At 30.4% G+C, this 18375-nt stretch carries 19 protein-coding genes; 8 read left to right on the top strand and 11 right to left on the bottom strand.

Annotation, left to right across the window (positions count from 1 at the left end):
• Positions 1-22: 22 nt before the first annotated feature.
• From ACFSX9_RS04820 to ACFSX9_RS04790, 7 genes are all read right to left on the bottom strand, one after another.
• Positions 23-1438 (bottom strand): CCA tRNA nucleotidyltransferase, encoded by a 1416-nt coding sequence (locus tag ACFSX9_RS04820; protein WP_379805114.1) that lies wholly within the window; start codon positions 1436-1438, stop codon positions 23-25.
• A 94-nt stretch (positions 1439-1532) separates the two neighbouring features.
• Complete coding sequence (locus tag ACFSX9_RS04815) at positions 1533-2102, bottom strand: L-threonylcarbamoyladenylate synthase (protein ID WP_379805111.1); 570 nt, start codon at positions 2100-2102, stop codon at positions 1533-1535.
• A gap of 2 nt (positions 2103-2104) precedes the next feature.
• Complete coding sequence (locus ACFSX9_RS04810; RefSeq protein ID WP_379805395.1) at positions 2105-2674, bottom strand: DUF4422 domain-containing protein; 570 nt, start codon at positions 2672-2674, stop codon at positions 2105-2107.
• A 236-nt stretch (positions 2675-2910) separates the two neighbouring features.
• Positions 2911-3867 (bottom strand): hypothetical protein, encoded by a 957-nt coding sequence (locus ACFSX9_RS04805; RefSeq protein ID WP_379805109.1) that lies wholly within the window; start codon positions 3865-3867, stop codon positions 2911-2913.
• A 48-nt stretch (positions 3868-3915) separates the two neighbouring features.
• Positions 3916-4881 carry a hypothetical protein gene (locus ACFSX9_RS04800; protein ID WP_379805107.1) on the bottom strand — a complete coding sequence of 322 codons (966 nt, stop codon included), beginning with the start codon at positions 4879-4881 and terminating at the stop codon, positions 3916-3918.
• A gap of 182 nt (positions 4882-5063) precedes the next feature.
• Positions 5064-6911, bottom strand: coding sequence for a DUF3413 domain-containing protein (locus tag ACFSX9_RS04795; RefSeq protein WP_379805105.1), 1848 nt, complete (start codon positions 6909-6911; stop codon positions 5064-5066).
• A gap of 36 nt (positions 6912-6947) precedes the next feature.
• Positions 6948-7898 carry a hypothetical protein gene (locus ACFSX9_RS04790; RefSeq protein ID WP_379805102.1) on the bottom strand — a complete coding sequence of 317 codons (951 nt, stop codon included), beginning with the start codon at positions 7896-7898 and terminating at the stop codon, positions 6948-6950.
• Positions 7899-7986: 88 nt separating this feature from the next.
• Between ACFSX9_RS04790 and ACFSX9_RS04785 the strand changes: the two genes are divergently transcribed.
• Together ACFSX9_RS04785 and ACFSX9_RS04780 are read left to right on the top strand one after the other, a co-directional pair.
• Positions 7987-8748 (top strand): Kdo domain containing protein, encoded by a 762-nt coding sequence (locus ACFSX9_RS04785; protein WP_379805100.1) that lies wholly within the window; start codon positions 7987-7989, stop codon positions 8746-8748.
• A gap of 24 nt (positions 8749-8772) precedes the next feature.
• Positions 8773-9588 carry a glycosyltransferase family 2 protein gene (locus tag ACFSX9_RS04780; RefSeq protein ID WP_379805097.1) on the top strand — a complete coding sequence of 272 codons (816 nt, stop codon included), beginning with the start codon at positions 8773-8775 and terminating at the stop codon, positions 9586-9588.
• Between the two features lie 68 nt (positions 9589-9656).
• Here the strand turns inward: ACFSX9_RS04780 and ACFSX9_RS04775 are convergent, their stop codons facing one another.
• The gene (locus ACFSX9_RS04775) at positions 9657-10727 is read right to left on the bottom strand and encodes a glycosyltransferase family 9 protein (protein WP_379805095.1); all 1071 of its coding nucleotides are present in this window, start codon (positions 10725-10727) and stop codon (positions 9657-9659) included.
• Positions 10728-10742: 15 nt separating this feature from the next.
• On the bottom strand, positions 10743-11699 hold the full coding sequence (locus ACFSX9_RS04770) for a hypothetical protein (RefSeq protein WP_379805093.1): 957 nt from the start codon (positions 11697-11699) through the stop codon (positions 10743-10745).
• Positions 11700-11809: 110 nt separating this feature from the next.
• On the opposite strand from ACFSX9_RS04770, the gene ACFSX9_RS04765 reads away from it, so the two are divergent.
• A complete protein-coding gene (locus ACFSX9_RS04765) occupies positions 11810-12571 on the top strand; it encodes a glycosyltransferase family 2 protein (RefSeq protein ID WP_379805091.1) in 762 nt (253 codons plus the stop codon).
• Here ACFSX9_RS04765 and ACFSX9_RS04760 read toward each other — a convergent pair.
• Positions 12557-14425 carry an LTA synthase family protein gene (locus tag ACFSX9_RS04760; protein WP_379805088.1) on the bottom strand — a complete coding sequence of 623 codons (1869 nt, stop codon included), beginning with the start codon at positions 14423-14425 and terminating at the stop codon, positions 12557-12559. The genes ACFSX9_RS04765 and ACFSX9_RS04760 overlap by 15 nt on opposite strands.
• A gap of 33 nt (positions 14426-14458) precedes the next feature.
• Positions 14459-15274 (bottom strand): 2,3,4,5-tetrahydropyridine-2,6-dicarboxylate N-succinyltransferase, encoded by an 816-nt coding sequence (locus ACFSX9_RS04755; RefSeq protein ID WP_379805393.1) that lies wholly within the window; start codon positions 15272-15274, stop codon positions 14459-14461.
• A 106-nt stretch (positions 15275-15380) separates the two neighbouring features.
• Between ACFSX9_RS04755 and ACFSX9_RS04750 the strand changes: the two genes are divergently transcribed.
• The 5 genes from ACFSX9_RS04750 to mazG all read left to right on the top strand — a co-directional run bounded on the left by ACFSX9_RS04750 (position 15381) and on the right by mazG (position 18368).
• Entirely contained in the window at positions 15381-15869 is a 489-nt protein-coding gene (locus ACFSX9_RS04750) for an META domain-containing protein (RefSeq protein ID WP_379805085.1), read from the top strand.
• A 33-nt stretch (positions 15870-15902) separates the two neighbouring features.
• Complete coding sequence (gene ruvX / locus ACFSX9_RS04745; RefSeq protein WP_379805076.1) at positions 15903-16313, top strand: Holliday junction resolvase RuvX; 411 nt, start codon at positions 15903-15905, stop codon at positions 16311-16313.
• Positions 16314-16347: 34 nt separating this feature from the next.
• A complete protein-coding gene (gene def / locus ACFSX9_RS04740; protein ID WP_379805073.1) occupies positions 16348-16935 on the top strand; it encodes a peptide deformylase in 588 nt (195 codons plus the stop codon).
• 106 nt (positions 16936-17041) lie between these two features.
• Complete coding sequence (locus tag ACFSX9_RS04735) at positions 17042-17473, top strand: DUF5606 family protein (protein WP_379805071.1); 432 nt, start codon at positions 17042-17044, stop codon at positions 17471-17473.
• A 121-nt stretch (positions 17474-17594) separates the two neighbouring features.
• Entirely contained in the window at positions 17595-18368 is a 774-nt protein-coding gene (mazG, locus tag ACFSX9_RS04730; RefSeq protein ID WP_379805069.1) for a nucleoside triphosphate pyrophosphohydrolase, read from the top strand.
• The last annotated feature ends 7 nt before the right edge of the window (positions 18369-18375 follow it).

Genomic DNA, 18375 nt, shown 5'->3' with positions numbered 1-18375 from the left:
TGATATTCAAATGAAACAATAGTTAAACTCTTTCTAATCCCATTTTCTTGGCTTTTTCAAGCACAAATGCTAAAGCGGCTTCGTATTCATTTTGAATTTCGCCCTCTAAAATGGCTTCTTTAACCGCTTCTTTTAGTTGGCCAATTTCTCTACATGGTTTTAGATCAAATAATTCCATAATTTGTTCGCCCGAAATAGGCGGTTGAAAGACACGAACTCTATCTTTTTCTTCAACTTCAACAATTTTTGTACGTACAATTTTGAAGTTATTATGATATTTCTGGAATTTTTTCGAATTTTTTGTAGTTATATCAGCTTCGCATAAAATCATAAGGTTTTCAACATCTTCACCAGCATCAAAAACCAATCTTCGAACAGCTGAATCCGTAACAATATCTTCTGCTAGAACAATGGGGCGTGAACTCATCATAACCATTTTTTGGACAAACTTCATTTTATGATTCAAAGGCATGTGCAAACGTTCAAATATTTTTTTGACCATTTTTCCGCCTAAAAATTCATGTCCGTGGAAGGTCCAACCTTGTTTTTTACTAAATCTTTTTGTCGGAGCTTTTCCAATATCGTGTAATAATGCGGACCATCTTAGCCAAACATCATCCGTATTCGGACAAATATTATCAACAACTTCTAAGGTATGATAAAAATTGTTTTTGTGTGTATGACCTTCTACTTCTTCCACATTATTCAAAGCCGTTAATTCCGGTAAGATAATGTCCAAAAGACCAGTTTTGTATAGTAATATAAACCCAACAGAAGGTTTTTCTGAAGCTAATATTTTATGTAATTCATCAACAATACGTTCGCCTGAAATAATTGAAATACGTTCTTTATTTCGAGAAATCGCTTCTAATGATTCGTCTTCGATTTGAAAATTTAGTTGGGTAGCAAATCGAATGGCACGCATCATTCGCAACGGATCATCTGAATACGTAATATCAGGATTCAGAGGCGTTTTGATGATTTTATGCTCTAAATCTGATACACCATTAAAAGGGTCTAACAAATCACCAAAATTGTCAAGATTTAATGAGAAAGCCAAAGCATTTATAGTTAAATCTCGTCGTTCTTGATCGTCTTTTAAAGTTCCGTTTTCAACTAGTGGATTGCGACTATCGTGTGAATACGATTCTTTTCGAGCTCCCACAAATTCCACATCAATGTCATCATAACGAAGCATTGCTGTCCCATAATTTTTAAAAACTTGTACCTTTGGATGAAACGGAATTAATTCGGACACTTTTAAAGCGAGTTCAATTCCACTACCAACAGCAACAATATCAATGTCTTTTTTATGATCTCGTTCTAATAATATATCACGAACAAAACCGCCAATTACATAGCATTCCAAGTTTAATTCTTGTGCTGCTTTCGAAATTATATCAAAAATGGGATGTTCTAAATGTTGTTTGTAATTCATTCTGTATTTAATTTTTGACATTTCGACTAAAGAAAAAAATCACATAATTTTAGATGGAATTTTCCTTTAGTAAATGGCAAATAATGAAGTTTTATTATTTTCTAATAACCTTAACCTGCATATTCAATCCTAACTTAATAATCGTAGAAGGATTTTTACATACTTTGTCTTTGTGCAAATTTACGACATAGTCGACACCATTTATAATTTCTGGACTAATATCTTTAAATGAAGTAGGGCTTAAGATTCCAGAAATATTAGCCGATGTGGAAACTAATGGTTTTTTCATGCGTTCCATCAGTTTGAAACAGAACGGATCAGTCACCAATCGAACTCCTAAGGTGTTGTCTGCTGCAATTATATTTTTCGCGACGTTTCTTGGATTGTCTAAAATTAAAGTTGTCGGATTTTCTGACAAATCTAAAATTTGCCAAGCTACTTCTGGAACTTCTTTGAATACATTATAAATCATACGTTCGCTATTCATCAAAATAATCATGCTTTTGCTTTCTACACGTTTTTTTAGCGCGTAAATTTTCTTTATAGCTTCTTCATTCGTGGCATCGCAACCAATTCCCCAAACGGTATCCGTAGGATATAAGATAATGCCACCGTCTTTGATGATTTCGTAAGCGTTGTGTACTTCGGTATTGATGTTTTCCATTTTTAAAAATAATCTTTAATAAATAATAAAGGTAATTCTTTGACTTTTAGTTTGTTGTGAAAAATATATAAAGTAAATAATCGTTCACTAATAAATCCAAAATCTCTCTTTTGATAAGGATCATCACTAAAACTGATTCTTTTTTCTACTTCAAATAAAATATCAAAAAGCCAGGAGCAATAATCGTCCACAAATTTACGATTACTAACAAACATATTCATCAAAAATATTTTATTATTATTATCTAAGTACTTCTTGATGCTCTTTTGGTAATCAGGATATTTTTCTAAAATAATTTGCATGGTTACATTCCAATCATTTTCTATGTGATTTAGGCAATATTCTTGAGTAATGGAAATATATTGGTGATCGTTTTTTAAACTTCTTTTATAAGGTAGAATAACATCGTAATTTTTTAACCACTTTAAAATCCTTGTCTTTATAATGTGTTCTTTCTCGATATGTTTCTTAAAAATCTCATTATTCATTTGCACAATATTAATTCGATGTGGTTTTACTAAAGAATAATTTAAGAAATTAAAATATCTTCGATAATTATTTCTTAATTCAATTCTATTAAATATATAGAGCCATCAAATCATGTAGTTCAAAAAAAAAATAAACGATAAGACTTATTTGTGGAAGTTAAAATACCTGATATTAATATAGATTTTATTTGGCATAAGCGGAATAATACACATCCGTACAAGAAATAAATTTGTCGTTTTTCATCCGCTGTTTTTGAAATGTAAAAGTTCCATCGTAAAGATTACCAATAGAAGAGAAGATTCTTAGTTTAGTAAAGTAATTAGTTGATTTTAAATACGGTGTTTACCCAATTTTGAATGGTATATTTACAATAAATAGCTTCGCTTAATGGTTCATAAGGTGTGGCTAGAAAATCATTACTTATATTGATATCGGTGTCACTATCGAGGATTAAAATATTATTTGGGTTGTAAAAATCGTAATTCTTTATTGTTTTGTTCGTGGTAATTATTTTTCTTTGCATAGCTATAGCTTCAAATATTCTAAAACTTAATCCATTATGATCTTTTCGAATTAAATCTAAAAATATTTTGGAATGCTCTAAGTCGTCTTTTAAATCACAAGGAAGTAACGTTCTTTTAGAAAAAACAATATTCTTATTTGTTTTTTCGGGAAGTTTTTTACCTACAGCTATAAACTTATAACTAATATTTTGGCTGGAAAGATAGTTTGCAAGTTTGTTTAAGAAATTAAAACGTTCGTCTATTGAAATTACCATGAAGATGTTGTTGTTTAATTTACTTAAATCCGACTCTCTTTTCTCCATATAAATGTAATTAGGGATAAAGGTGAAATTGTATTTTTTTGAATCAACTAAATCAAACGAAAATATTTCATCAAATACACCATTTAAGAGATGGTCTATCGGAAATCGTTTACAACTATCATATATGTAACTAATGTATGTTTTAGTTTGTTTTTTTATTTCTAAATGGGTTACTCTGCTTATTTTATCGGGTCGAATAAAGAGGATAATTTCCTGTTTTCCAATTGCTGTAATTTTTTTTAGAATATATTCTTCAAGAGCTTCTCTCTTTTTGTTTTTTTTATATTCTTTATTGTTGAGATTTATATTTATTCTATCGAAAACGGATTTATATTTGAATTTAAACTTTGAAGCGTCAATATGATTTACATCAATACTTCTTCTTTCTAGTTCAAGTTTAATGTTGTGATCAAAATATGTAGAATCAAAACTAATTATGCAAATTTTCATTAGATGGGCATTTTGTACTTTATGAGTAACGCGATACAAGTGAAGTAATTATGCTTTGGTAAAAAGTTTTTCCACATTTTTAATCATACTTTCTTTCTCGCTCATTACAAAATTTCTAAAAGCTATAAATTCACTAAAAACCTCTTCATAATTCTGCATTGTATGATTTATGAGTGCGGTTATTTTCTCAGTTGAGATTTCATCTTTATGTAATTTATACTTCTCTGGAATACCTAAATCTTCTGTAAAAGCTGAAGTTCCATCTCTACCAGTTATTAAACAAACACCAGAAATCAAAGCTTCTCTAGGGATTTTGTCGCGACCCGGAAAATAGCCAAAATCAATATGAAGTTTTGCTTTTCGTAACGTAACCCTCATTTCTTCTCTAGTCATACCGGATAAGGGAATCCAATTGTACTGAGGTAAAAGCTTCATGTATTTCTCGATTTTGTGTAAGCCTTTTTTCGGATTATAAGTGATATTGTTTTCCTTTGAAAATGAATCAGGAAGATTCTCGAAGAAAAGTTCGTTAACATAATCGCATAAATAATCTATTTTATTATCTAATTTTTTAGTTAGTAAAAACTCTTTAGTTCTTTGAGATTGGTACCAATGTGTAACTGATTTGTTAGACTCAAAACGATATTCTGTATGTTTATAAGGAACAAAAAGTTTTCTAATCCAGTTCTTTTTATTTTCTCTATTATTCATTAATACCTCATAGAAATCAAGGCTTAACCACCATATTTTCTTTTGTGATAATGGATATTTTGCAATCAGATTAGTCATGGACTCTGGAATTACAATCACATTATCTACGCTGTCTTTTACGTTCCTTACATAAGGAACATCATAGTTTTTATAGAATGGATGTACAGGCTCTTTCTTATAAGTTGAATAGAGCATTTTTGCATTATAACCTAAAGTGTTTAGGATATAACCTAATTGATGTAATGCTTCAGGTCCACCTGTTGCTTTATTTGGAGGACAAACAATGTAAATATTTTTCGGCATATATTTGGCAATAATAATAAGCTACGTTTCGCTATTTCTTTTTTCAAGTACTTGTAGTGATTTATATAGAACTTAAAGCTTTTAGCGGCAACGAAGATAATTCTTAATTAATATAAATAGTTCTTTATTTAATGAATTTGCTTTTTTTATAAACTTCGATGTTAATCAAGTCCCTATTTGAGTTATTTCTTCTTGATATAAAATTTATTTGTATCTGCAAACGCATGTTCAATTACATCATAATTAAGGTCGTGATTGAGAATGTTTAACTTTAAATCAGTAATGTCAAATAATCCAGAAGTATAGATGTTTGTAATTTTATTTTGCTCAATCACGGAGTATTTTTGATTATAGCCACAAACAAACCAATCTCTTTTCTTACTTTCAAAGATGTTTTGCCCTACACTAAAATCTCCGATATTAGTAGTGGTGCCTAAATAATTTTTCATTAATGATGGCACAATGTCATAATGTAAAGTTAGGTGATTGTACTGTTTAGCCTCTTTGGAAGCATCATAGATTATCATTGGAACTTGAATCTGGAATTTCGAAAAGTTTCCACCGTGTTGCCAATATCCTTTTTTATTATCATTAAATTCTTGTCCGTGATCACCTGTAATCACAATAATTGTATTCTCTAACTTATTCTGACTCTTAAGGTGTTCAATTACTTTACCTACTTCATTATCTATAAAGTGAAGGGCGTTTTTATATCTGTTTATGAGCGGTTTAGCATCGTAACTGTCGTTTAAATCAAGAAAATCTACTTCAGCTAAAGAAGGTTTAAAAGGAATGTTGTAGGAATCTGGATAATCAAATCCATGTGCAGCGTCATAAAATAGAAAGCTAAAAGATGGTTTTGATAGATCTCTTTTTTTGTCAAATGCCATCCAGTCTTTTGTGACATCTAGATCTCTTTCTGAAGGAGAAACACCATCAGAAAATAATCGAATATCTTTCAATTTGATAAAAACGTTTCTGTCAAATGGCGGGTTTTCTATAGTTGAACTGCTAAAAACACCAATTTCATAATTTTGCTTTTGTAATTCATCAATGAAAACGGGCGATTTTTCAATGCCAGTAAAGGAGTCAAAATATGTAGCAGGTATTCCATAAAATAATGAAAATATACCGCCTGTTGTCATATTAGAACCACTATTGTGGTTGTGGAATAATTGTGATTGTGCAGCGAATTTATTTACATTCGGCGTGATTTCATCTGTTAAACAATCAAATCGCCAAGAGTCGATAATTATAAAAAGTATATCTTTTTTATTTTCTACAGGAATTGAAGTTATTGGTTTTAAGGGGTATTGAACAGAGTTTTGCGTCTGATTTTGACTAATTTTTTTATTTTTTTTAATTAATTCTTCGTCCACTAATCCTAATTTGGTCATAAACCCTTCTGCAGTTAGTGGGAAAAAAGCAGGATATACATTTTTATATTGTAAGATTGGTCTGTAAAAATTCACATCTGCCCAAGCGAACATTGCATGACTATATAGTAAGCAGATTAAGAAAAACGCAAGTGTTTTTTTAATATAAAATTTGTTTTTTCGTGCAATTATTTTCTTTGCCACGTAAAAAAACAGTAACTGCATTAAGATCAACCCCACTATAAACAGAACACCAGTTATTACATTTGATGACGAAAACTGAAAGATGTCGCTAGCTCTTTTTCCAAACAATAAACTAAATACAATAGGAGATAAATGATACCTAAATTGAGTAAAAATATTTGCATCAATTTTTAAAACAACAAGCATAATAATCATTAACGTCATGAAGATTATACTACTCAATTTAATTGATCTAGAAATCAAATAAATTAACATCGCAACTAACAGTGGTAAGGCGGCTAAAAAGAAGAAGTGACTCAGTGTGGTCGCGTAAAAATAAATTTTCGCTTTTATTTCATTGTCATTTTCAATATAACTTAAGTAAGGTAAGGCTATTATGAGCACTACGAAAAAATTTAATACAAACTGTAAATATAATTGTTTTAAAAAAGCGTAATTTATAGACTTCATGTTTTATGTTTTTGTGACAAATTATTTTGCGATTTCTTAAACTAAAAAATCATTTATCCAACCTGTTAATTTATATTGTTCAAGAATAGTAGCAGGAACTGCTTGATAAGGTTTATTGCAAAAATCAGCATCAATAATTGGATTACTAGAATCAATTATTAGTATGTTATTTTCATTATAAAACTCGTAATTTTTAATAGAGGAGTTTGTAGTAATTAGTTTTTTATGCAATCCCATACTTTCAAAAACCCTAAAAGATAATCCCGACTGATTTTTTCGCTGTAAATCTAACAAACAACTTGAATTGCTAATATAATCATTTACTTCTTCTAAAGAAATAGTATGTTGGATTGAAGTTACTAATGAGTTGTTTTTAAGTTTGTTTTTTTTGTCGAAAATTAGAATATTGTACAAAATATTTTGTCGTTTTAATTCCGATGCAATTTTGCTGATCAGCTCAATCCTTTTTCCAATAGATGAAACATTAAAAACGGTTGTCTTAACTTCTTTAGTTGTGTTTCCTGTTTGAAAATTATAAATAAAATTTGTTTTGTGTTTTAAGTTATACTTTTCACAATCTTCTTTTTCAAATGAATACACTTCGTCAAAACAATTTAAAACTCCAATGATTTTCGGACATCTTTTTATGTTATCATTAAAGAATGCTGTTGATTTTTTAGTGTAGTTCTTAATCTGTTTTGCATATTCAGGCGCAATGAAATCACCTTTAATTGTCAAAATTAAATCTTGTTTTTCTTGGTTTTTATCAAGTTCACTTAAAATGCATTTGCCATAAAACTTTGTTTTTAGGTTTTGCTTAAAAAAAGTCTTTAAAGTGAAATTGTAAATTTTAAATAAAAAATTAGGGTATTTATATTTAAATTTACTAAAATCGATATGTTTTACTTCATGATTGTTCGCAATCAAAGAATTGACAATATGTTTATTAAAGCCCCAATTGTCATAGGATATTACAGTGATTTTCATCTTGAGAAAAAAAATATTTGGCGTAAAATTAACTATTAAATTTGATTAGTAGTAGATAATATTTACTTTTGGATTAAAATATTTATTTATGCTTTCAAAATACCACAAAAAATTTTTAAAATTTGAAAATATCATTGATAATTACATAAAATATTTTGAAAATTCTGGTGTTGATTTTATCATTGGTAATAGAAATAGTATAAAATTATTTGAAATTGATGGTAAAACTATTAGTGTAAAAGCCTTCAAAAAACCGAATTTAATTAATAAAATTGCATATCGATATTTTAGAAAATCGAAGGCTAAACGTTCCTTTGAATATGCTTCTATTTTATTAGAAAAGGGAATTGGAACACCAGAGCCGATTGCGTATTTTGAAAATTTTGATGTTTTAGGATTAAATGAAAGTTATTATGTTTGCGAACATTTGAATTGCGATTTAACCTATCGAGAATTAGTAGAGACAGATTATCCGGATAGCGAAAATATTTTGCGCCAGTTTACGCAATTTACTTTCGATATGCATCAAAAAGGGATAGAGTTTTTAGATCATTCACCTGGTAATACTTTAATTATTAATGAAGGAAATGGAAAGTATTCTTTTTATCTGGTCGATTTAAATCGAATGAAATTCCATCAAACGATTGATTTTCAAACGCGCATGAAGAATCTTTCAAAAATAACTCCAAAAAAAGAAATGATAGCTATCATGAGTAATGAATATGCAAAGCTCTATGGTGAAGACGAGACTAAAGTATTCGAAACAATGTGGCAACTTACTTCCGATTTTCAATATCGTTTTGCAAGAAAAAAAAGAATCAAACGGAAGCTTAAATTCTGGAAAAAGTAGTAATTTTCACTTTTTATCCAATAAATGAAATTATCCATTTTAATTACTACATTCAATTCCGAAGAATGGCTTAAAAAAGTGCTTGTTGGCTATAGCTTACAAACAGTGCAGGATTTTGAGTTGGTAATTGCTGATGACGGTTCTTCTGAAAAAACAAAACAGGTAGTTGATTCTTTTAAAGATAAATTCAAACACCCCGTCCTTCATGTTTGGCATGAAGATGATGGTTTTCAAAAATGCAAAATCCTCAATAAAGCCATTATTCAAGCTAACGCTCCTTATTTATTGTTTACTGATGGAGATTGTATTCCGCGTAAAGACTTTGTAGCCCAACACCTAAAACACAAAGAAAAGGGATATTTCTTATCAGGAGGCTATTTTAAATTACCAATGGAAACTTCTATAAAAATTACGCCAGAAACTATTGATAATGAACAATGCTTCAATATATCATGGTTGATAAAAAACGGTGTAGGGAAAAGTTTTAAATTGTCAAAACTAATTAAGATGCCTTTTATTGCAACTTTAATGAATTGGTTAACTCCTACAAAAAAAACATTCAACGGACACAATACTTCTTGTTTTAAAAGTGATCTGCTAGCAATTAATGGATTTAATGAAGCAATGCAATACGGAGGTTTAGATAGGGAAGTAGGCGAGCGTTTATTCAATTATGGCGTGTTAGCCAAGCAAGTTCGTTATGCTGCGGTTTGTTTGCATCTAGATCACAAAAGAGGATATGCTTCACCAGAAATATGGAAAAAAAATAATGCAATTCGCGGTTATAATAGAAAGAATAATATTACTTATATTGAAAATGGAATTTCACAATATTTATAATTTCTTCTTCTCTAAAATAATCAACAGCTACCATTATAAAGTAATACTAGCTGTTAATTAATTTAAATTTATTTTTCCAGCACCGCATTAAAAAAATCATCCAGTTTATCTTTAATTAACTCAATTGGATATTCATCAAAGTATTTAAACGTATGTTCTTTAATATATAAACCGTCATGTTGTTCATAAATCTCTGGTTTTATGTCTTTCAGATGTATGGAAATATTTTTATTATCTTCAAAAATTTGCCAAGTTTCCTTATCTACTGATGGAGAAAAAAGTGAAAATGTTGGCACATTTAAAGCCTTAGCCATATTTACTGTCCCACCTTCATTACCAATTAGCATTTTACAATGTGATAACAATCCTAAAAATTGACGTAGGCTTTTGCCATAAACATTAAAGTGAATATTTGCTTTCGTTTTAGCTGCACAGAAATCGTAAATCTTTGTTGCATCTTCAATTTGAGAAGGAACGTAATTAAAAAGGATATCTGCATTGGTTTGTGTTACTGTATGGTCAATCAATTGCGCCATTTTTTCAAATGGGTACGATTTATACCATTCGCTACCTAGAATACTAAACATTACTAAAGGCTTAGTTGCTGTGTTAATATTCGCATTTTCCAGTATTTCTTTACCTTCTAGAATTTCTTTTGGAGTCAAAAACAAAAGAGGTTTGTAGTCTTTTACTGGCTCTTTAATTAGTGGTTCTAAAAGCATTAATCTATTATCAATGGCTAATCCTAAATCTGATTTTGTACCATTTTCAATTCGCTTCATGTTGTGATTATAGAAAACAACGGAGTAACTCTTATGATATGAAATTTTTGTTGCTGCTCCCGAAAATAATGTTATTAAATTGGTTTCAAGCTTGCTGTAAGCATCAATAATTACATTGTATTTTCTTTTTCTTATTTGCCAGAAAAACTTGAACAATTTAGGATATGACTTTCTAACTTCTTGTTCAAGAACTATTATTTCATTAATATTTGGATTTCCTATCAATACATCAACACAGTGCGCATAGCACATATAATCAATGATGGCATCAGGATATTTTTTTTTCAAGTTATTACTTAAAATGGTGCTTGTTAAAACATCACCAATTCTTTTTTGTTGGATAATTAATATTTTCATTAAATGTCTTTTAATTTAAATTACTTCTTTAAAAACCGTTTCAACCCAATTACTCAAAGTGTATTTTCGAATTATAGCGTCTGGAATGGGCGCATAAGGCGAATTTAAAAAATCATTTGGAATTGAAATGTTTTGATCATCAATAATTAAGATGTTTTGGGGATTGTAGAAATCGTAAGTTGCAATTTCTGAATTATTAGTAATGATTTTTTTATGATAACCAAGCGCTTCAAAAACTCTAAAAGTTAGTCCTCTATGTTTATCGATTACACCTAAATCCAGCATACAAACTGCTTGTTTTATGTATAGTTTTACTTCTTCTAAAGGAATAGGATTTTTTATTATTTCTATTAAATCAGTCGATGGGATTTTTTTAGTAGTCTTGACAATTATTTTAAAAACGTTTTGCTGCTCTTTTAATACCTTCGCGATTTTAAGTAAAGTAGCAAATCTTTTTCTATCGAAACTAGTAATGTTAAAAACACTATACTTTAAAGATTCGGAAGTAGTAGTTGGTGCTTCTAGTTCATAAATAAAGTTTGTAATAAATTTAAAGCCAAATTCTTTGCAATCACTTGGTTCAAAACTATAAATTTCATCAAATAAAGGGAGCAGTTTCTTTTTTTTAGGATAACGATGTATCCCGTCAAAGAAATATGTTTTAAAGTTTTTGGTTTTAGATTTAAGATCAACTAAAGATTCAAATGAAAATAAATCAGGTCGAATAATTAAAATTATATCAAATGTCTCCTTTTTAATAATTGTTTTAATATACTTTTCTCTGTATTTGAATTTTACATCTTTTGAAACGCGCTTCAGATAAAAGTTTTTAACTTTTGTAATTAAACTACTATATTTATACGTAGGGATATGAATATCAGTAACTTCTAAATCTTGATTTTTTCTAAGCTCATCTGCAACTTTTACAATATAACCCATATATTCTGGAGCAACAATCAAAACCTTTTTCATACTTAGAAGTTAATTTTTAAATATATTTACTGCGAAAATACATAAGTAGAAGCTATTTCTATGCTTTGATAACAAAATATTTTAGCTATTTTTGTAAAAATATCTTTTTTATGGCAATTAGTGGCTTGGTGATTACTTTTAACGAAGAAAAAAACATAGGGAACTGCATTGACGCGTTGTTTAAAGTGTGTAATGAAGTTATTATTGTAGATTCTTTAAGTTCAGACAACACTGTGAAAATTGCCGAAGAAAAAGGAGCCAAAGTTATTTCTCAAAAGTTTTTAGGTGACGGTCCGCAACGTAGTCATGGAATCCCATTTTGTGCTAATGACTGGATTTTGAATTTAGATGCTGATGAGTTTTTAGATACAGATGCTACTGATTTTATTGTTAAAGAAAAATACTTAGAAGGAAATTATGATGCTTTTTCGTTTCGAGTAAAAAACTTTTTGGGAGATGAATTAATTGATTTTTCGGGATGGTATCCAGACCACAAAGTTCGTTTTTTTAATAAGAAAACAGCTAGACCATCAGACGCTAAAGTGCATCAATCGATCGTTACTACAAACGAAAAAAGAGTTCCTGTTCATATTTTGCATTATGGTTGGGATTCATTAGAGCAAATTATAGCAAAGAAAAATCAATATTCTACTTGGCATGCACAACAACTTTTTGATAAAGGTAAAAGAGTAGGAGCAGCCAAACCTGTAATGAATGGATTAACTGCCTTTATTAGATGTTACTTCTTTAAAAAAGGAATTTTTAACGGAATTGACGGTATTACAATTGCATTAATTCAAGGTTTTTTTTCCCACATGAAATATGCTAAATTATTAAAACTACAGCGTCAAGAAAAATTACTGAATCGTTAATTTGTTTCCTATCAAGCGTTCGTTAAAACTTTGTATGTAAGCTTTTATAAAGCGTTCCATCTCGTCAGCTTGTGCTTTGTCGGTTTTTAGTAGATTAGTTTTTAGTAATTCGTCATCTTTGAAATTATATAAACCTAATGATTTCTTTCCGTCGAATGCCATATAGAAATCACCTGAAACATAATGATAAATATTATCCAAATAGTAGACTACAAAATCCTTTTCAGATTGATACGATTTACCATAAGAAATCATTTTTGTGTCAATGTTTAAGTAATCTAATACTGAAGGCATTACATCGATTTGTTGTAGATTCTTCATGTTTTTTCCAACCATTTCAGGGTTTGAAGGATCGAAAAATAATATTGGAATTCTAAATTTTCCTACGTTCGTTTTATATTTGTCTTCTGTTGGTTCTGCTGAAGTGTGATCGGCAACAACAACGAATAAAGTGTTTTTATACCAATCTTGCTTTGAAGCTGTTTCAAAAAAGCGTTGTAACGCGAAGTCGGAATAAGCAATGCTTTCATGAATTTTAGTTGTTCCTTTCGGGAATTTACCTTTGTGCTTTTCAGGAATAATATAAGGATTGTGAGAAGAAATTGTGAATAATGTGGTGAAAAACGGCTGTTTGAACTGCGTCATTTTACCTGAAAAATATTGTAAAAATTCTTCATCAAAAATCCCCCATCTTCCGTCAAACGCTTCAGGTCCTTCGTATTCATCTTTTCCATAATACGCGTCGAATCCTGCTACCTTACAATATTGGTCAAAGTTCTGACTGCCATTAAAAGCACCATGAAAAAATGAAGTTTGATAGCCATTATCTTTTAAAATCTTAGGTAAAGCATACACTTCATTAATTGCATAACTAGATGTGATAAGTGAATTGTTCATTAAGCTTGGAATGCTTGAAAGTGTTGAAGGAACGGCATCAATAGATAGTTTCCCATTAGCGAATCCATTTTCAAAAAACAATGATTTCTCAATTAGTGAATCTAGAAAAGGAGTTTGTCCACGTTGTGTATTTTCTCTACCAAAGCTTTCTAAAATCAGAATTACAACATTCTTTTTGTTTGGTTCGCCCGAAGTCTTTGTTTGCGTTATTGGATTAAATATTTCATTTAATTCGCTTTCTGAAAAGAACTTTGGCGATTCTAATGTTTCCTTTTTACCAATTGTCTTTAGAATACAAAACGGTGTATTTAGTACAATTGCCGATTGATTGATAGACCCATAATTTACGGCATCCACAATACGTATTGGTTTTTTCTGAATTCCACCACGACCTAGTAAAAATACAAAAGCTAATAAAACGATAAATAAACCACTTTGTTTTAGCAATTGCAGTGTACTAGAGCTAGTTTCGATTGTATTTTTTAGATTTGGAATTGCTTTCCAAAATGCAAAAGCTAAGAGAATTGCTAATAAAGGAATGTACCAAAACTCCATTAAAAAGGAAAAGATTAGCCCTCCAATTTCATTTTCCATACCAGTTGCGGTAATCATACCAAATGTACTGCGTCTTCCCGTGAATTTATAATATTCGAAATCTACAAAATTTGTTAGGATGAAGATTATGTTAACAACATAGAAAGCAATTTTTAATCCTTTCTGATAATTAGGTCTATATTTGAAATTTCCTGGAATCAGATGAAGCACTACAAATAGTAAATTAATGTAAGCAATGGCAGATAAATCAAAGTGAATTCCACCTAAAAAACCCTTTGCTGAAATACTTTCAAAGGCATTTCGATTGAAAAAATAAAATAAAAATCTACAAATTTGATAAACAAAAAGTACAATTAAAAAACGTTTAAAAAACAGTTTAATACTTTGGAAATAATTTTGCATAGAATGAATTTGTAGATTTTTAAAATAAGTTAATTATACGGCAACGCTATAATCTCTCAATGCATCGTTTAGAGAAGTTTTCAAGTCAGTTGAAGCTTTTCTTTGGCCAATGATTAAAGCACAAGGTACTTGAAATTCGCCAGCAGGAAATTTCTTAGTATAACTTCCTGGAATCACTACTGAGCGAGCTGGAACAATTCCTTTATATTCTTTTGGTTCTGCACCAGTAACGTCAATAATTTTAGTAGAAGCAGTCAAAACAACGTTTGCACCTAAAACAGCTTCTTTCTCTACACGCACACCTTCAACTACAATACATCTTGACCCGATGAAAGCACCGTCTTCAATAATTACTGGAGCTGCTTGTAATGGTTCTAGGACACCACCGATTCCAACACCACCAGAAAGGTGAACGTTTTTCCCAATTTGTGCACAACTTCCCACGGTTGCCCATGTGTCTACCATTGTTCCTTCATCTACATAAGCACCAATATTTACATAACTTGGCATTAAAATAACGCCACTTGAAATGTATGCGCCATATCTTGCTACTGCATTTGGCACTACGCGAATTCCTTTTGCAGCATAATCACGTTTCAACAACATTTTATCGTGGAATTCAAAAATCCCCGCTTCCCAAGTTTCCATTTTCTGAATAGGGAAGTACATAACTACGGCTTTTTTTACCCATTCGTTAACTTGCCACCCATCATTTATTGGTTCAGCCACGCGAAGTTTACCGCTATCTAATAATTCGATAACTTCTCTAATCGCTTTTTGAGTTGCGTCTTCTTGTAATAAAGCACGATTTTCCCATGCTTGTTCTATTGTTGCTTTTAAAATAGTCATTGTTGTAATTGATTTATGTAGCAAATATACCATTTTATATAATTTTGGAATTGTTTTTGCTATTACAATCTATAAATTAATTAAATTAGTAAAAAATTAAACTATTATGAAAAAGAATTTAATCCTTTTAGCACTTGTAAGCTTATCTTTTATGTCATGTAAAGAGGAAGCAGAAAAAAACAATGATAACACTACTAACGATACAATTGTTGTTCAATCGGATGCTGTTGAAACAACAGATGGTGCTGTTGTATTATCAAATTCTTCATGGCGTTTAGTAAAGTTAAACGGAAAAGCGATAGAGAAAAATAAAGACGAAGAAAGAGAATTAGGTATTATTTTTAGCACTGACGGAAGATTTTCTGGTTATGCTGGTTGTAATAATATGATGGGAGATTATGAATTGAAAGAAGCAGAAAACCAAATTAAATTTTCAAAAGTAGGTATGACGATGATGGCTTGTCCAGATTCTTCAATGGAAAAGGAATTAGCAGAAGTTTTAGAATTGGCTGATAATTATAACTTTGATGGTGAAACATTAAAATTAAATAAAGCAAAAATGGCTCCTATAGCTGAGTTTGAAATTATTAAATAATAACTGCTTATCTTTGCTGAAACTAATTATTGAATGCGAATTTTAGCAATAGATTACGGAATAAAACGAACAGGAATTGCAGTAACAGATGAAATGCAAATGATAGCTTTCGGGCTAACTACCATTGCTTCAGAAACTGCAATTCCTTTTTTAAAAGACTATTTTTTAAAAGAAAAGGTAGTTGAGGTTATTGTGGGTGAACCCAAGCAGATGGATGGAACTCCATCGCAAAGTGCTGCAATTATCAATGCTTTTGTAGCGAAATTTGTAAAAGCTTTCCCCGAAATGCCTTTAGCGAGAGTAGACGAACGTTTTACTTCAAAAATGGCTTTTCAGACGATGATTGATAGTGGTTTGAATAAAAAACAAAGACAAAATAAAGCATTAGTTGACGAAATTGCAGCAACAATTATGCTTCAAGATTATTTGCATTATAAAAAATAGTACTTTTGCACTTTCAAAAAATAATACGAATACCATGATTTTATCAATATATGGATACGGAGAACCAGTTTTACGCAAAGTAGGAGAGGTAATTCCGGAAGATTATCCCAACTTAAAAGAAGTAATTACTAATATGTATGATACAATGTATCATGCGCACGGCGTAGGTTTAGCAGCACCTCAAATAGGATTACCTATTCGCTTGTTTATTGTGGACACTGAGCCATTTAGCGATGGCGATGATATCTCTGAAGAGGAAGCAGCGTTAATGAAAGAATTCAAGAAAACTTTTATTAATGCTAAAATTCTAAAAGAAGAAGGTGATATTTGGGCGTTTAACGAAGGTTGTCTGAGTATTCCAGACGTTCGTGAAGATGTGCTTCGTCATGATACAATTACTATTGAGTATTTTGACGAAGATTTTAATAAAAAAACTGAAGTTTACGACGGATTAATCGCGCGTGTTATTCAGCACGAGTACGATCATATCGAAGGTATATTGTTTACAGACCACATTTCTTCTCTAAAAAAGAAATTATGTGCTAAAAAACTGCAAAATATCATGGATGGTAAGGCTAGACCCGACTATAAAATGAAATTCGTAAATAAAAGAGCAAGGTAATTTTAGAAATAAGTGGTTTGTGAAAAAGTTTTTAATTTTTTAGCAATTTTTTATTTTGTCTTTAAACTTTAAAATATATATTTGCCAACCTTAATAATCAAGTAACATGAGTATTCAAAAAATATTAGCCGTTTCTGGGAAACCAGGATTATATGAATTAAAAATTCAAACACGTACAGGTTTTGTTGCCGAATCTTTATTAGACGGTAAAAGAATAACTGTAGGAATGAGAGCAAATGTAAGTTTGTTGTCTGAAATTGCAGTTTATACTTATTCAGAAGAAATACGTTTAGCTGAGGTTTTAAAAGCAATTGCGACTAAAGAGAATGATGGTTTAGCAATGTCTCACAAAGAAGATGATGCAAAATTAAAAGCTTATTTTAGAGAAGTTTTACCAGAATTTGATGAAGACAGAGTTTATACTTCTGACATCAAAAAAATCTTAAATTGGTACAACTTGTTACAACCAAAAGGATTTGTATCAGTAGAAGCTTTATCAAAAGAAGTTAAAGAAGAAGAAACTCCGGCTGCTGAATAAGCAAAAGAAAATTATATCAATTAATCCTGCGTTTTAAACGCGGGATTTTTTATTTTTATACTTTTGTCATGCTGAAATTGTTTCCGTATTTTAAATAAAAACCAATAACATTCAACTACTAATGAACACACGCCAACAAAAACTCGATGCTTTCGGACGTTTACTTGATATTATGGACGATCTCCGTGAGAAATGTCCATGGGATAAAAAACAGACCTTAGAAAGTTTACGTCATTTAACCATTGAGGAAACCTATGAATTAGGTGATGCTATTTTGGATAATGATTTGGAAGAAATCAAAAAGGAGTTGGGCGATGTGTTATTGCATATTGTTTTTTATTCAAAAATTGGAAGTGAATCTAATGCTTTTGATATTGGTGATGTGGCGAACTCTATTTGTGATAAATTAATACACCGACATCCGCATATTTATAGTGATGTTGTAGTTGCTGATGAAGAGGAAGTAAAACGCAATTGGGAAAAATTGAAACTAAAAGAAGGCAAAAAATCTGTTTTAGAAGGTGTTCCAAAAAGTCTGCCAGCATTAGTAAAAGCGAGTCGCATTCAAGAGAAGGTAAAAGGAGTAGGTTTTGATTTTGAAGAGCCAGAACATGTTTGGGATAAAGTCCAAGAAGAGCTAAAAGAATTGCAGGTTGAGGTGGAAGCAGGTGATCAAGAGAAAATGGAAGCTGAATTTGGAGATGTTTTATTCTCATTGATAAATTATGCCCGATTTTTGAAAATTAATCCAGAAGACGCTTTAGAACGAACCAATAAGAAATTCATCAGACGTTTTCAATATTTAGAAAGTAAAGCAATCGAATTAGGAAAGTCATTAGCCGATATGACATTAGCCGAAATGGATGTTTTTTGGGAAGAAGCGAAGAGAATGTAGTTTTCAG

Source organism: Flavobacterium ardleyense, from assembly GCF_042686085.1.
In the GTDB taxonomy this organism is placed as follows: domain Bacteria; phylum Bacteroidota; class Bacteroidia; order Flavobacteriales; family Flavobacteriaceae; genus Flavobacterium; species Flavobacterium ardleyense.
Note: the sequence above shows the minus strand (reverse complement) of the source record. Positions and strands in the feature narration are given on the sequence as shown.

What these genes read in the sequence shown, in the direction of transcription:
- ACFSX9_RS04820 (WP_379805114.1), bottom strand. Translation starts at nt 1,438, where the DNA reads ATGAATTACAAACAACATTTAGAACATCCCATTTTTGATATAATTTCG.
- def (WP_379805073.1), top strand. Translation starts at nt 16,348, where the DNA reads ATGATTTTATCAATATATGGATACGGAGAACCAGTTTTACGCAAAGTA.
- ACFSX9_RS04815 (WP_379805111.1), bottom strand. Translation starts at nt 2,102, where the DNA reads ATGGAAAACATCAATACCGAAGTACACAACGCTTACGAAATCATCAAA.
- ACFSX9_RS04770 (WP_379805093.1), bottom strand. Translation starts at nt 11,699, where the DNA reads ATGAAAAAGGTTTTGATTGTTGCTCCAGAATATATGGGTTATATTGTA.
- ACFSX9_RS04735 (WP_379805071.1), top strand. Translation starts at nt 17,042, where the DNA reads ATGAGTATTCAAAAAATATTAGCCGTTTCTGGGAAACCAGGATTATAT.
- ACFSX9_RS04760 (WP_379805088.1), bottom strand. Translation starts at nt 14,425, where the DNA reads ATGCAAAATTATTTCCAAAGTATTAAACTGTTTTTTAAACGTTTTTTA.
- ACFSX9_RS04805 (WP_379805109.1), bottom strand. Translation starts at nt 3,867, where the DNA reads ATGAAAATTTGCATAATTAGTTTTGATTCTACATATTTTGATCACAAC.
- ACFSX9_RS04765 (WP_379805091.1), top strand. Translation starts at nt 11,810, where the DNA reads ATGGCAATTAGTGGCTTGGTGATTACTTTTAACGAAGAAAAAAACATA.
- ACFSX9_RS04800 (WP_379805107.1), bottom strand. Translation starts at nt 4,881, where the DNA reads ATGCCGAAAAATATTTACATTGTTTGTCCTCCAAATAAAGCAACAGGT.
- ACFSX9_RS04755 (WP_379805393.1), bottom strand. Translation starts at nt 15,274, where the DNA reads ATGACTATTTTAAAAGCAACAATAGAACAAGCATGGGAAAATCGTGCT.
- ACFSX9_RS04785 (WP_379805100.1), top strand. Translation starts at nt 7,987, where the DNA reads ATGCTTTCAAAATACCACAAAAAATTTTTAAAATTTGAAAATATCATT.
- ACFSX9_RS04795 (WP_379805105.1), bottom strand. Translation starts at nt 6,911, where the DNA reads ATGAAGTCTATAAATTACGCTTTTTTAAAACAATTATATTTACAGTTT.
- ACFSX9_RS04790 (WP_379805102.1), bottom strand. Translation starts at nt 7,898, where the DNA reads ATGAAAATCACTGTAATATCCTATGACAATTGGGGCTTTAATAAACAT.
- ACFSX9_RS04780 (WP_379805097.1), top strand. Translation starts at nt 8,773, where the DNA reads ATGAAATTATCCATTTTAATTACTACATTCAATTCCGAAGAATGGCTT.
- mazG (WP_379805069.1), top strand. Translation starts at nt 17,595, where the DNA reads ATGAACACACGCCAACAAAAACTCGATGCTTTCGGACGTTTACTTGAT.
- ACFSX9_RS04775 (WP_379805095.1), bottom strand. Translation starts at nt 10,727, where the DNA reads ATGAAAATATTAATTATCCAACAAAAAAGAATTGGTGATGTTTTAACA.
- ruvX (WP_379805076.1), top strand. Translation starts at nt 15,903, where the DNA reads ATGCGAATTTTAGCAATAGATTACGGAATAAAACGAACAGGAATTGCA.
- ACFSX9_RS04750 (WP_379805085.1), top strand. Translation starts at nt 15,381, where the DNA reads ATGAAAAAGAATTTAATCCTTTTAGCACTTGTAAGCTTATCTTTTATG.